14 protein-coding genes and 1 pseudogene are annotated in these 14,398 nt (G+C 39.1%); 13 read left to right on the forward strand and 2 right to left on the reverse strand.

From position 1 onward, the window contains the following. Positions 1-367: 367 nt before the first annotated feature. From H8S54_RS07445 to H8S54_RS07480, 8 genes are all read left to right on the forward strand, one after another. Positions 368-610 carry a helix-turn-helix domain-containing protein gene (locus tag H8S54_RS07445; RefSeq protein WP_186901197.1) on the forward strand — a complete coding sequence of 81 codons (243 nt, stop codon included), beginning with the start codon at positions 368-370 and terminating at the stop codon, positions 608-610. 187 nt (positions 611-797) lie between these two features. Beyond that, positions 798-986 (forward strand): hypothetical protein, encoded by a 189-nt coding sequence (locus H8S54_RS07450; RefSeq protein WP_186901198.1) that lies wholly within the window; start codon positions 798-800, stop codon positions 984-986. Between the two features lie 149 nt (positions 987-1,135). Beyond that, complete coding sequence (locus tag H8S54_RS07455) at positions 1,136-2,146, forward strand: helix-turn-helix domain-containing protein (protein WP_055057415.1); 1,011 nt, start codon at positions 1,136-1,138, stop codon at positions 2,144-2,146. A 36-nt stretch (positions 2,147-2,182) separates the two neighbouring features. Beyond that, entirely contained in the window at positions 2,183-2,833 is a 651-nt protein-coding gene (locus H8S54_RS07460) for a hypothetical protein (protein ID WP_243176698.1), read from the forward strand. Positions 2,834-2,960: 127 nt separating this feature from the next. Next, a complete protein-coding gene (locus H8S54_RS07465; RefSeq protein WP_186901199.1) occupies positions 2,961-3,209 on the forward strand; it encodes a type II toxin-antitoxin system prevent-host-death family antitoxin in 249 nt (82 codons plus the stop codon). A 1-nt stretch (position 3,210) separates the two neighbouring features. After that, on the forward strand, positions 3,211-3,510 hold the full coding sequence (locus tag H8S54_RS07470) for a type II toxin-antitoxin system RelE/ParE family toxin (RefSeq protein WP_186901200.1): 300 nt from the start codon (positions 3,211-3,213) through the stop codon (positions 3,508-3,510). 311 nt (positions 3,511-3,821) lie between these two features. Continuing rightward, complete coding sequence (gene trxA / locus H8S54_RS07475; protein ID WP_186901201.1) at positions 3,822-4,127, forward strand: thioredoxin; 306 nt, start codon at positions 3,822-3,824, stop codon at positions 4,125-4,127. Between the two features lie 39 nt (positions 4,128-4,166). After that, on the forward strand, positions 4,167-5,858 hold the full coding sequence (locus H8S54_RS07480) for an FAD-dependent oxidoreductase (protein ID WP_186901202.1): 1,692 nt from the start codon (positions 4,167-4,169) through the stop codon (positions 5,856-5,858). Positions 5,859-5,880: 22 nt separating this feature from the next. Here the strand turns inward: H8S54_RS07480 and H8S54_RS07485 are convergent, their stop codons facing one another. Further along, positions 5,881-6,540 (reverse strand): Crp/Fnr family transcriptional regulator, encoded by a 660-nt coding sequence (locus tag H8S54_RS07485; RefSeq protein WP_186901203.1) that lies wholly within the window; start codon positions 6,538-6,540, stop codon positions 5,881-5,883. Positions 6,541-6,654: 114 nt separating this feature from the next. Here H8S54_RS07485 and H8S54_RS07490 point away from each other — a divergent pair, with 114 nt between their 5' ends. After that, on the forward strand, positions 6,655-7,428 hold the full coding sequence (locus H8S54_RS07490; protein WP_186901204.1) for a NifB/NifX family molybdenum-iron cluster-binding protein: 774 nt from the start codon (positions 6,655-6,657) through the stop codon (positions 7,426-7,428). A 101-nt stretch (positions 7,429-7,529) separates the two neighbouring features. Here the strand turns inward: H8S54_RS07490 and H8S54_RS07495 are convergent. Further along, a pseudogene (locus H8S54_RS07495) lies at positions 7,530-8,293 on the reverse strand (IS5 family transposase). A gap of 145 nt (positions 8,294-8,438) precedes the next feature. On the opposite strand from H8S54_RS07495, the gene H8S54_RS07500 reads away from it, so the two are divergent. From H8S54_RS07500 to H8S54_RS07515, 4 genes are all read left to right on the forward strand, one after another. Then, complete coding sequence (locus tag H8S54_RS07500) at positions 8,439-9,332, forward strand: galactose ABC transporter substrate-binding protein (RefSeq protein WP_330600139.1); 894 nt, start codon at positions 8,439-8,441, stop codon at positions 9,330-9,332. A 257-nt stretch (positions 9,333-9,589) separates the two neighbouring features. After that, positions 9,590-11,974 (forward strand): hypothetical protein, encoded by a 2,385-nt coding sequence (locus H8S54_RS07505; protein WP_186901206.1) that lies wholly within the window; start codon positions 9,590-9,592, stop codon positions 11,972-11,974. A gap of 164 nt (positions 11,975-12,138) precedes the next feature. Then, a complete protein-coding gene (locus H8S54_RS07510) occupies positions 12,139-13,359 on the forward strand; it encodes a DUF4832 domain-containing protein (protein ID WP_243176702.1) in 1,221 nt (406 codons plus the stop codon). A gap of 3 nt (positions 13,360-13,362) precedes the next feature. Further along, entirely contained in the window at positions 13,363-14,391 is a 1,029-nt protein-coding gene (locus H8S54_RS07515; RefSeq protein WP_186901207.1) for a stealth family protein, read from the forward strand. The last annotated feature ends 7 nt before the right edge of the window (positions 14,392-14,398 follow it).

A 14,398-nucleotide genomic window follows, 5' to 3' on the forward strand; every position in this document is an offset into this window, starting at 1 on the left:
CTTATTCCAATAATGAGTGAGGCATATTCCCAATCCCACATGAGTTGTTCTTTATTTATACAGAATTGTGAATAATGAAGAATGGTACCCAGCAGATTGGCTTGGTAATTGTGATAAAGGGAACCGTCTCAAAGCAGAGATTTGCACTGGCAGGTTCCAATGAGAGATGCTAAAAGCTGCTCTATTATAATCGGAACCAAAAGTTTTCGAAACATTACCTTTATTGAAATATATTCTACGAGTTTAGGTTAGTATGATAAATTCATAATGTCAATAAGAAACATTTAAAGTGTTGTGATATAATAAATTTGTAACACCTTGTTCGAATAATATATTATAATATTACTCAAACAAGGAGGACGTTACTATGTCAGTACATTACACCGAAGACTTCAAAAAAGAAGTAGTTAAAGCCTATATGGCAGGCGACAAATCAATACCGCAAATTGCTGTTGAATTTAATGCTGCCAAAAGCTCCGTTAGCAAATGGGTTAACGAATACAAGGAAGAATGCCTCTATACCACCAGCACAACCGCAGAATCTAATGAAGCAAAGGAAATCAGAAGATTAAATCAGCTTCTTAATGAAAAAGATAAAGAGGTCATATGAGTTTTACGATGTTATTGCTTCTCGCATACATAGTAATGGGTGTGGGATGTTTTATCGCTTTTAAGCGAAAGCACAAAGCAATTGGTATAGCATTGCTGCTTGTAATAGTGCTTAGTGTCTTGATTTTGGGATACATGTGGATTCATTCGCCAATGTAACAATCGGAATTTGGAGGAGATTCTTATTTATGAAAAAAGGGATAAACAAATCAATCTTATTTTACATTGCATCAGTTCTGTTTTTCATAGCGTCAGCTATTGGCTTTACGAGTGGAAATGAAAGTTCTATGGTTATAGTATGGTTATGTCTTGGTTCTTCATTTCTTTGCTTGGGTTCGACTCATAAGAAAAAGGAAAACAATACAGATGATAAATAATTTCCTGCTTGTATTGTTGGAAAATCGGAATTCATAGAGTTCTTTTGTGATTTGCAACTGCTGGTTGACAGATTTACAGCCTGAAATGGTGGAATGCAAACAGCAAAACTGTTATATTGAGCTCATAAAATCTGCAAAAGGAGAAAAAAATGATTTTAGCTGATAAGATTACAGAGGAAAGAAAAAAGAATGGATGGTCACAGGAAGAACTAGCCAATCAGTTGGGCGTATCCAGACAGGCAGTATCTAAGTGGGAAAGTGCAGGAGCTGTTCCAGATTTGCAAAGAATTTTACAGATGTCGGAGCTATTTTGTGTTAGTACAGATTACCTATTAAAAGATGAAATGAAAGCAGAAAATATCACCTATCACGAAAGTACTGAAAGCTATGCAGAACCGTTGAAAAAAGTAACTATGGAGAATGCAAATGAATTTCTTGACATGAAAAGAAATGGATCCAAAGTAGTGGCAAACGCAACAAGTATGTGTATCTCAAGTCCAATATTATTGATTGTTCTTGTGACAATGGCAGAAGATGGCGTATTTCATGTTTCGGAATCTCTGGCAACAGTATTTGGATGTGTTTTTTTGCTTGGAATGGTTGCGGCAGCCGTCTTTTTGTTTATTACATATGGAATGCGAGAATCACATATGGAACATTTTGAAAAAGAATGCTTTGAAACAGAGTATGGTGTATCTGGAATAGTACGAGAAAAAAAAGATTCCTATGAACCGATTTTTATCAGAGGAACAGCTGTTGGGGTAGTGCTTTGTATACTGGCAGTGATTCCGACAATTATTGCCGGAGCCATGGAAACGTCTGACTATTGTTGCGGCCTTTCCGTTGGATTGCTGCTATTCATACTTGCAATAGGAGTGAATCTGTTGGTTCGTGTTGGGATGGTAAAAAGCAGTTACGATACCCTTCTTCAGGAAGGCGAATATACAAAAGAAGAAAAACTGTTTAAGAAAAAGACTGACACGTTTTCTGGTGTATATTGGTGCTTGACTACAGCGATTTACCTTGCATGGAGCTTCTGGACAATGAGCTGGGATATTACATGGATTGTATGGCCGGTTGCTGGTGTTTTGTTTGCAGCATTGCTTGGTGTGGTGAAAATGGTGTTAAAGAATGGCAGTGAAACTCAGCACTATATTTAAGATGTCGATGATGAGAAAAAGTTGGAATGCACTAATGTGATTGTTGAATGGCTGGAACGAACTGCTGAAAGTCCGAATGAAAAGGTAAGGATTTCCAGTATTTTTATGCTTGCGGCGAAATATATACAAATGGAAAAATATAAAGAAGCAAATATCTTTTTGGATAAAATTCCAGATACTGTGATAGATGCCACAATTATGAAAACGAATGTATTAGCACACCAGGAAGGGACAGATATTGCAGCGCTCTTTTTAGAGGGAAAACTGATGCAGACAGTTACGAATATACAAAACTATCTGTATAAGTTGATAGAAATGGAAGAAGAAACCGGAAATCATTGTAAAGCAGAGGAGATTGCCGAAATCACAGAACATATGGTGTCGTTATTTGGTCTGTGGGATTACGGTAAAGTAGTACCATATCTATTGATTGCCGTGTATCGAAAGGATGTAGAAAAATGTATTCAGTTGATAAAAGAAGTGCTGATGGAGTCACAGAAGCCATGGAAGATGGTGGAATCACCTTTATATTACAGATATGCGGATACAATACAGGGAAAGTCTTTTTCAGGCGTTGGAAATAATTTTGTTCGTGCATTAGCTACAGAAATTGAAAATAAAGAAGAGTATGAATTTTTGAAAGGAAATAAAGAACTGGAGGCGATTTTTTCTCAATATTTGAAATAGATTGCGATAAAAATATATAGAAATGATAAAATAAAAGCTGTAAAAATCTACGTTGAATTTTACAGCTTTTTGTATATAATAGAAGTAGCAGAAACAATTTAAAATCAAAGGAAGGAGCTGAAAGAATATGGCAAATATTTTACCAGTATCTGATTTGAGAAATTATAATGAAGTCCTGAAAAAATGTCATAAAGGAGAACCAGTATATCTGACTAAGAATGGCAGAGGACGTTTCGTTGTCATGGATATTGAAGATTATGAGCGTGACCGTGCAGAGAAAAAGCTTCTCTTGAAGCTGCAGGAAGCTGAAGAAGCAGTGAAAGATGGCGAAGGTTGGCTGAATCTGGACGAACTGAAAGCACTTGTGGGGGAATAAGATGTTAAAACTGCGGATCAATCCGATTGTTGCAAAGGATTTGAAAAACATCCGAGATTATATTGCTGAAGATAACGAAGAATATGTAGCAAAGACCATAAAGGAAATTTACGGTAAATTTGAAAACCTTCAGTTGTTTCCTGGAATGGGGTCGGATCTCTCCAAACGGGTCAGCTTTCGGACAGATTATAAATATGCGATATGGGAAGATTATGTGATTATCTACAAGGTCGGTAACGAATATGTGGAGATTTATCGTGTAGTTAACCGATATCAGGATATCACGAGAATCTTTGATTGATAACAAATTGATAACACCGTTCAGTACAGCCTGTGGACTTTGGACAGTGGAACACATATAAAACCGGATAGAACCATAATTCCTATACAAAAGTGTATAGTGACAAGATTTTATTTGCGAGTTTGAATAATAAAATACGTACATTTAGAGACTGGAAAGCCTTAAAAACAGGGCATTTCCGGTCTCTTTGTTTTTGTATTTCCAGCTTACGATGAAACGAGCTGGAATGGTATGGTGATGTTATCACAGAAAACAAATGAACTTCAGATTATAATAAAGCCATAAAAGAAAAAGATAAGGAGGACTGTAAAATGTCTGCAATTAATATCAATAAAAATAATTTTCAGAACGAAGTAATGAATTCCGATAAGCCTGTACTGCTTGATTTTTGGGCTCCTTGGTGCGCTCCCTGTCGTATGGTAGCTCCTACCGTCGAGGAGATTGCAAGTGAACGTGTTGACATCAAAGTTGGCAAAATTAATGTAGATGAACAACCTGAACTGGCAAATAAGTTCGGTATTATGAGTATCCCGACTTTAGTAGTCATGAAGAACGGAAAAATTGTCCAAAGGGTTTCAGGCGTGAGACCAAAGAATACAATTTTAGAAATGCTCTAATGGGTATTTCTGTTTACTCAGGAAAGGTGAAAAAACAAGATGAAAATTGTAATTATAGGAGGCGTAGCCGGTGGAGCTACAGCCGCAGCAAGAATACGAAGACTGGACGAATATGCTGAAATTACTGTATTTGAAAGATCCGGATACGTATCTTATGCAAATTGTGGACTTCCATACTACATTGGAGATGTAATCACAGACCCGGAAAAACTTACACTGCAGACACCAGAGAATTTCTTTAAAAGATTTCGTATCAATATGAAGATTCATCATGAAGTTATCTCTATACATCCGGATCGTAAGACTGTTACAGTAAAGAATTTGGAGAATGATGAAATATTTGAAGAAAATTATGATAAGCTTATTCTTTCTCCAGGTGCAAAGCCTACGCAGCCGAAGCTTCAAGGAGTAGGTATTGATAAACTTTTTACACTTCGTACAGTGGAAGATACTTTCCGAATCAAGGAATATATTAATAAGAATCATCCAAAATCTGCCGTACTGGCTGGCGGTGGTTTTATTGGCTTAGAACTGGCAGAAAACTTGAGGGAGCTTGGCATGGAGGTTACGATTGTTCAACGTCCTAAGCAGCTGATGAATCCTTTTGATTCGGATATGGCATCCATGATTCATAGTGAAATGAGAAAGCATGGAATAAAACTGGTTCTGGGCTATACAGTAGAAGGATTTAAAGAAAAGGACAATGGAGTAGAGATTCTGTTGAAAGATAATCCATCTCTTCATGCGGATATGGTAGTGCTGGCAATTGGAGTTACACCGGACACAGCATTAGCAAAAGAGGCTGGCCTGGAGCTTGGTATCAAGGGAAGTATTATAGTGAATGACAGGATGGAAACTTCTGTACCGGACATTTATGCTGCAGGTGATGCAGTTCAGGTAAAACATTATGTTACTGGTGATGATGCATTGATCTCTTTGGCAGGACCTGCCAATAAACAGGGAAGGATCATTGCTGATAATATTTGCGGAGGCGATAGTCGTTACTTAGGCAGTCAGGGAAGCTCTGTTATCAAAGTATTTGATATGACAGCAGCCACTACAGGTATTAATGAAACCAATGCCAAAAGGGCAGGATTACATGTAGATACAGTGATTCTTTCTCCTATGAGTCATGCCGGTTATTATCCAGGCGGCAAAGTGATGACTATGAAGGTGATTTTTGAAAAGGAAACCTATCGTTTGCTTGGTGCACAGATTATTGGATATGAAGGTGTCGATAAACGTATTGATGTGCTGGCAACAGCAATCCATGCAGGACTGAAGGCAACCCAGCTGAAAGATCTGGATCTTGCATATGCACCGCCTTACTCATCTGCTAAGGATCCTGTAAATATGGCTGGCTTTATGATAGACAACATAGCAGCAGGAACTCTGAAACAGTGGCATTTGGAAGATATAGACACCATTCCTGAAGATAAAAGTGTTGTGTTACTGGATGTAAGAACTGTAGCTGAATTCAGCAGAGGTCATATTGATGGATTCAAAAATATTCCTGTAGATGAACTAAGGGAACGTATCAATGAAATTGAGAAGGGAAAACCCGTTTATCTGATATGCCAGAGTGGGCTGCGCAGTTATATTGCCAGTCGTATTCTGGAAGGGAACGGCTATGAAACATACAACTTCTCTGGCGGATTTCGCTTCTATGATGCAGTGGTCAATGATCGTGCATTAATTGAAAGAGCTCATGCATGTGGAATGGATTATTAAAAAATTGAAAGTATTCATTATTTTATGATTTTTGAAGTGTCTCCAATCTTTTTATATCAAGAACTGTGACTTTACTACGGGATAGTTTGACAAGCCCTTCCTCCTGAAAATATCGGAGCATTCGAGTGATAACCTCCCTGTGGGAACCAAGGTGGTTGGCAATGGTTTCATGGGTGATTTTTAGTTCATTGGTTCCCTCGATAGATGTTTCTTCTAATAGAAAAGAAGCAACGCGTTTATCCAGGCTTTTCCACATGATCTGTTCCATCAGCCACATGACATCAGAAAAACGGGTAGCCATTAACTCATTGGTATAGTTTGCGACTGGAGCAGATTCTTGCATGATACTTTTATAGATTTCAGCAGGGATTATCCAAAGCTCAGTATCTTTTTCCGCCTCAATAGTCACTTCAAATTGAATGGAACGCATGATACATGAGGCAGATAAGAGACACATATCCATATCGAACAAGCGGTAAAGTGTAATCTCCCGTCCTTCATCTGAAAGTATATAAGTTCGAAGCTGTCCGGATTTAACCAGTAATAATCCAGTGCAATCCAGGCTGCCATTATGGATAATTGTTCCTCTTTTTACCTGCCTCGCGCTTAAACTGTCCGAAATTAGTTCCTTTTGTGCTGCATTTAATTCATTCCATACCGGAAAATAATTTTCAAAGCTCATAATAGTTATCTCCTTTTGTATAGTATACTTGTTTTGGGGAGAAACGTCAATTATATAATTGACATATGCCCATAATAGAGTTAATATGTAAGAAAAGCGAGAAGGGAGCAGTTTATGCCAAGACCAGTAAAATGCAGAAAAGTCTGCCATTTTCCAAATGTTTTAGAATTCCTTCCGGCAGACGATACTGAGAAAAAAGCACCTATTGTTCTGACTGTAGATGAATATGAGACAATCCGCCTTCTGGACAAGAAAGGCTATAGCCAGGAACAGTGCGCAGTATCTATGCAGATTGCAAGAACAACGGTTCAACGAATTTACGAGATTGCCAGGAAGAAAATAGCAGATGCACTCATTGACGGACATCCACTTAGAATCGAAGGCGGGGATTTCAGAATCTGCGATGGTCAAAGTAACAGCTGCAGCTTTGGAGAATGTTACAAGCAGGAGATTTATCAAAAATATGCAGTAGAAAAAGGAGAAGGTATAATGAGAATAGCAGTAACCTATGAGAACGGACAGATTTTTCAGCACTTTGGACACACAGAGACATTTAAGATTTATGATGTAGAAGAAGGAAAAGTAGTACATTCAGAGGTAGTAGATACGAATGGAAGCGGACACGGTGCATTGGCAGGATTTCTTAATGCATTGCATGCAGATGTTTTGATCTGTGGCGGAATCGGAGGCGGCGCACAGACAGCATTAGCGGCAGCTGGCATTAAGCTTTTCGGAGGAGCTTCCGGAGATGCGGACGAAGCGGTAGAAGCTTTTCTCAATGAAACACTTGAGTATAATCCGGATGTGAAGTGTTCTCACCACGAACATAGCCACGGGGAAGGACATACATGCGGAGAGCATGGATGTGGAAGTCACAGCTGTCATTAAGAAGAATAGTAAAAAATAAACCGTGTAATTGAACGCTTATGTTCTACACGGTTTATTTTTTTACGAGAGCTAGAGCGTGTTTGAAAAACATTCTAAGTTGTTCATTTTAACCAAATTAATATTGAGGCAGTGCATATAATTCCTAAGAAGGTTGAAGCCAGTTTATCGTAACGCGTAGCTATTCGACGGAACGCTTTCAATTTGAGAAAATAGTTTTCTACTAAATGTCTCTCTTTGTAAAGCCACCAATCGCAATAACGATCAAACTTAGCTCCTTTTCTAGAAGGAATTGTTGGCTCTCCACCGTGGGTATAAATATAGTCAATCAGCTTGTTGCTATCGTATCCACGGTCAGCTAATACATTGCTTCCGTTTGTGTCGACATGATCTAACAAAGGGATTGCGTAATTAATATCGTTACGCTGCCCTTCGCTGATCATAAAATAAACCGGATAACCGTATGCATCTACAACTGCATGGATTTTTGTGCTGGCTCCTCCACGGCTGTGTCCAATTTCGTTTGATGGCCCCCTTTTTTTGCTCCAGCACTATGCTGATGAGCCTGGACGATAGAGGCATCAATTGATAGTTCCGTTAATTCAGCTTCTAAGCTCAAGACACGAAAAATATTATCAAGGATGCCATCTTCAATCCATTTACGAAAACGGGAATAAACCGTTTGCCAGGCCCCATAACGTTCTGGGAGGTCCCGCCAGGGAGCCCCACTGCGAGCAATCCAAACAATTCCATTTAGAATTGTCCGATTATATTTTGAAGGACGACCTTGCTTTCCAGAATTTTCAGGTGGCAGTAAGGGAGCAACACGATTCCATTCATCATCGGTTAATTCGTATTGGCGCAACATAATCAACACCCCTTTTTCTTTATTTTAACATGAAAAAGGGTAAACGAATATATGTTTTGTGCAACTTTTAGTTTTCAAACACACTCTAGGGGAAATCAGCTATGCTGATTTCACAGCTCGCACATATGATTAGTATGACACATTTATTTCGGAAATGATGACGAAGTTTACAGAGTACGCGGCGGACAAAGAGGAAGCAACCGGCGTTGCAATCAATGTGGAGGTGATGGATGCTTCTCAGAGCCAGCTGACACAAAATGAGCAGGTCAAAAGTCTGATCGAGAAGGGCTGTGATGTGATATGTGTAAATCTGGTTGACCGCACAGAGCCCACAACAATTACTGATCTGGCAGAGAACAAGCAGGTGCCGATTATCTTTTTTAACCGTGAGCTGGTTGCAGAGGATCTGGAACGCTGGAGTGAATTGTATTATGTTGGTGCAGATGCGCTGCAGTCTGGAGTGCTGGAAGGAGAACTTGCTGCAAATGCCTTTAAGACCAATGCCAAAATGGACAAAAACGGTGATGGCATTTGCCAGTATGTGGTGCTGGAAGGCGAAGCAGGACATCAGGATTCCATCGTAAGAACAGAGTACTCTGTAAACACTTTGATAGAAAATGGTGTGGAAGCGGAAAAGCTGGGCTATGCAATGGCTAACTGGAACAGAGCACAGGCACAGACAAAAACAGCAGCGCTGCTTACACAGTTTAGCGGAAAGATTGAGCTGATCATTGCGAATAACGATGACATGGCTCTTAGGGCAATTGATGCGCTGCGTGATTCCCAGATTCCCAGAGAAGACTGGCCGGGGGTTGTGGGAATTGATGGCACAGATGCGGGACTTTTGGCAGTTGAAAATGGCGAAATGCTGGGAACTGTTTATAATGATAAAGAAGGGCAGGCCCGGGAAATGCTGAATCTTGCATTTGCCATTGCAACCAATGGAGATAAGGATAGTATTCCATTAATTGATGGAAAATATGTCCGGACACCATATCATAAGGTCACACAGGAAAATGTAGAGGACTATAAGAAATAAATAAGAATGTGTGAAAAAATATACAAAAAGATCTCTTGTGGGTGGAAATTTCCTCAGGAGATCTTTTAGTATAAATGAATGAGCATTTCCTTTGACAGGATGGTGTTTTTGTGATTTTTATGTAATTTTACGCTGATTTAAAAGCGGAATTTTTACTCCACTTGCCAATATAAACATTTAATGTGAAAATAATATGTGGTATACTAAATCAAAAAAATGAGGATTTTACTAAAAACAAAGGAGAGTACCGCAAAAGAATGGCTTATTGGATCCTTGAATTTATCAAAGTGTTTATCGGATATGCTTTTTTGATGTATGTATGGCCATCTGTGGTTTTTCGGAAAAAGCTATCCGGGAAAAGCCTGACCTTTCGTTTTGCCTTCTGCTCTACAGTTTCTGTTCTGTTGCTTAACACGCTTGTCCTGGGATTGGGCTTGCTTCATATATTAAAAGGGTGGATTGTATTTGCCGCTTTTTATGGGATTTTTGCAGCATCAATTTTGCGCGAGGGAAAATTACGGAAGTATGTATCCAGGCAGCTTCAGACTCTTCTTGCAGGAACCCTGGGGTGGAAATCCCTTTTGGCAGATCTGCTAAGAGAGTGTAAAGCACTTATTGCAGATTTGCTTAGAAAATTAGATGAAAAGACAAAAGGAAAAAAAATTGAATACAGCATTTTAAGTGTTCTTATGGTTTTTGCTATTATTTATTTTTCTTATGGAGCCTTTCAGAATCATTCCTATGGCTCGGGCGATATGTATGTTCATCATGCCTGGATTTATGGATTGAAGGAAGGGCAGATTTTTTCAGCAGGAGTCTATCCGGAGGCAATGCACTGTTTTATTTATTGTATGGATGCGCTGTTTGGAGTATCCATATACAGCTGTCTGCTGTTCCTGGGAGAGATTCATGTAACGGCCTTGCTGGCAGCGGTTTATTGTCTGTTCAGAGAGACATTGAGATCCAAATATACGGTTTATCTGATACTGGCTGCATTTCTTACAATAGATGTGGTCTATACGGCTGAGATTTATGGAATATCCCGTCTGCAGTATACCATTCCTCAGGAATTTGGTTTATATAGCCTGTTTTTGTGTGTAATGTATCTTGTCCGCTTTATGAGGAGGAATACCGAAGACGGAAATAAAAAAAGAGGCTTTGATGAGAATCTGTTTTTGTTTATGACCTCATTGGCAGTGTCTCTCGCAATCCATTTTTATGTTACAATCATGGCATTTTTTCTGTGCGCTTCTTTTGCTGTTTTTGGTATTAACAGAATTTTCAGGAAAAGAAATTTCTGGTCTTTGGCTACGGCGATACTTGTAGGAGTGATTATTTCTACAACACCTATGGTTCTGGCTTTTGCTTCTGGAATTCCCCTTCAGGGCTCTTTGAACTGGGGAATGAACATTATAAATGGTACAGATACCAAAGAGGGCAGAACGAAAGCTGCACAGGTTGTTATGGAACAAGGCCAAAAAACTGAGGAAAATAAGGCCGCAGAAGCTGATAGTAATGAAAATCCTTTATCAGGACAGTCAAAGCTTCATAATCAGATAAAAGCAACAGACAAAAATAAAACAGATAAGAATGAAACCAACGTAGAGGTGACAAAAACTTCTCTAGCAGAAAAAATAATACAGATTGTTTTGAACAATTTAAAGGCGGTCTATCGGTATGGTTATGCGCAGCTTTACAGAGGTAACCGAGCGAACTGGCTGATTGGTTTTACGCTGGCAGCTGTGCTTCTTAGTATTATAAATATGGGAATTACCATCGTACGTTTCAAAAAAATTCCTTTTGAAATGTATGCGGGGATCACATTTGCATCTGTTTTGTTTATGATTCTTTATGCAGCACCGTTTCTTGGACTGCCGGAAATCATTGCAGGAGCAAGATTGTGTTTACCGGAACAGATTCTGCTTTTGGCAATGATGGCAATTCCTGCAGACGAACTGTTTTTTCTGCTGGAAAAAACAAGGATCGGATGCTTTATGCCCCAGATCAGCTTCGCAGGAGTGCTGGCTATTTATGCAGGGACAAATTATTTCGGAGTGTTTCACGGTTACTTATATTATGAACTGACACGATACAATTCAGCAGTGGAACTGACAAATAAAATTATGGATGATTATCCTCAGTACAGCTATACAATTATATCTACAACAGAGGAATTGTACCAGTCAATAGAAGAAGCCAGACATGAGGAAATTCTTGAATTTTATAACAGATCCAAGCAGGAGGATTATTATATTCCTACAGAATATCTTTTCTTCTATATAGAGAAAAATCCTATTTATTATGCGCAGCATCATTTCTTTTCAGGACCAAGATGGCTTGCGCAAGATAAATATACAAAGTATTATGAATATACTACTGCGGTTTTAAGCATAGGAGATAATATTGAACACGGAGAGATTTCAGAGGAATTGGTGGGCGAATCACTTACAATTATGGGTAAAGCTTCTGATGCCTATTCTATTATTGGAAACCGAAGGATTCTGGAATCGGAAATGTATTACTGGTGTCAGGAATTTAAAACGCGCTTTCCTTATGAACTTAAGGTTTATTACGAAGATGAAGATTTTATATGCTATGTAGTGAAACAAAATCCAGAACATTTATATAATTTGGGAGAATAAAATTTTCCTGAAACAGGAGCGAAGAACTATTGAAAATAAAACGATGGAAGTGGTTGCTGTTTGGCTCAGTATTGCTTATGATAACAGTTATTGCGCTTTGTGTATTGTCTCAGCGGAATATCCAAAAATATGAATTATCAGAAGAGGTTTTTGGAAACCCACTTATGGGTTATGCCCCCTGCGCATGGAATGCAGAGGTTCGTGAGGATGTTTCTCTGCTATATATGGATGTTACCTGGGCAGAACTGGAGCCGGAAGAGGGAAAGTACAACTGGGAAGAAATTGAGAAAGAGAATCAGCTTGACCGCTGGCGAGAAGAAGGAAAACACATTGTATTAAGATTTGTCTGCGATGTGCCGGGAGCAGAGAAGCATATGGATATTCCTGAATGGCTGTATAAAAAAACAAATCAGGCAGGAACTTGGTATGATGTGGAATTTGGAAAGGGATTTTCCCCGGATTATAACAAGGAACAATTTATTGCATATCACAGAAAAGCTGTGAAAGCGATGGGAGAACATTGGGGACAGGATGGATTGATCAGCTATATTGAGCTTGGAAGTCTTGGACACTGGGGAGAATGGCATGTGAATTATAGCGCAGGAATTCAGAGACTTCCACTGGAAGATGTGAGGGAACAGTATGTGTCGCCCTGGGTGGATGCCTTTCCTGAGGCAATGCTGCTGATGCGAAGACCCTTTTCTCATGCTGCAAAATACAAAACAGGTCTTTATAATGATATGACAGGGGAACCAAGTGAGACGGCGGCATGGCTTAATGAAATTGAAGCTGGTGGTGATCTTAGCCAGACAAATGAAGAAAAAGCTCTGGTTTCTATGACAGATTTCTGGAAAAAGGCTCCTGTAGGCGGAGAGTTTACCAGTTCGCTTTCAATGGAAGAAATGCTGGAAGCCAGCCTTTCTCAAACCGTAGAACTGATTCGGGAATCGCATACTATCTTCTTGGGACCAAATGCAGCAAATCCTGGATTTTTGCAGGGATATGAAACTGTTTTGAAAAATATGGGCTATCGTTTATGGATTTCAGAAGCAATTCTGTCCTGGAGTCCTGGTGGTGCCAAATTGGAGCTTACCTGGGAAAACAATGGAACTGCACCGTTTTATAAAAATTGGAAGGTTTGGCTTTACGTAACTGATGAAACTGGGAACACAATAGAAAAGAAGCAGGTTGAAATTCTTCTGCCATCGGTTCTTCCCGGCGAATCAATTCATACCGCTACTTTATTGGAATCAGAAGAGCTTCTGAAGCTTGCAGGAGAAAAATATAACATAAGTGTTGGCGTGGAAGATCCAATGACAGGAAAAATGAATGTTCGATTTGCAATGCAGTGTGAATATAAATCCGGAAGGAATTTTTTATGGTGACTTATGAAAAAACAAGAAGAGAAATCAAAAATTGATTTTGTGATTACCTGGGTTGACGGAAATGATCCGGCATGGAAAAGACAGCGGAATCTGGCAGCACGGGCATCTGAACAGATACAGAAAACAGACGACAGAAAAGAACGATACCGGGATTGGAATAATCTGCAGTACTGGTTCCGTGGAGTGGAGCAGTTTGCTCCTTGGGTGAGAAAGATACACTTTGTGACCTGGGGACATATTCCGGATTGGTTGAATATAGCACATCCCAAGCTGAATATTGTCAGACATGATGAATTTGTTCCGAAAGATTTTTTACCTACTTTTAATTCCCATACTATTGAATGGAACTTTCACAGAATAAAAGGTCTTTCAGAAAAGTTTGTTTATTTCAATGACGATATGTTTTTGATAGACAAGGTTAAAGAAACAGACTTTTTTCAGAATGGGAAACCTGTTGACATGCTGGCATTTCAGCCTGATGTGGCGAATATTGACAATCCGGTTATGCCGTACATTTATCTGAACAATACGATGCTTTTGGCAAAATATTTTCAAAAGCGGCCTAATATGAAGAAACAGCCTGGAGCTTACTTTCATATAGGATATCCACCGGCATATTTTTTATATAATATTATGGAACTGGCATTTCCACGCTTTACCGGATTCTATACGGTACATGGTCCTTCACCTTTAAAGAAAAGTACCTATGAAACATTATGGAATCTGGAGCCGGAGTTGCTTACAAGTGTGTGTAGTCATGCCTTCCGCCATAAAGAGGATGTAAGCCAGTATGTACTTAGGGAATACCAGAAATTGCAAGGCGATTTTGTTCCGCAAAATGTGCAGAAGCTATGTGGTTACTTTAACGTGGAGAATCAAAATCTCAAACTGACAAAAACAATTAAAAAACACAGAATTCCTATAGTATGTGTAAATGACAGCAATTATGCAATTGATTTTGAAAAAGTGCAGAAGGAAATCAACGGGGCCTTGGAACAACGACTGAGCCGGAAATCTTTATTTGAAATGTAACTTTATG

Origin of the sequence: Blautia segnis (assembly GCF_014287535.1) — a bacterium.
In the GTDB taxonomy this organism is placed as follows: Bacteria; Bacillota; Clostridia; order Lachnospirales; family Lachnospiraceae; genus Blautia_A; species Blautia_A acetigignens.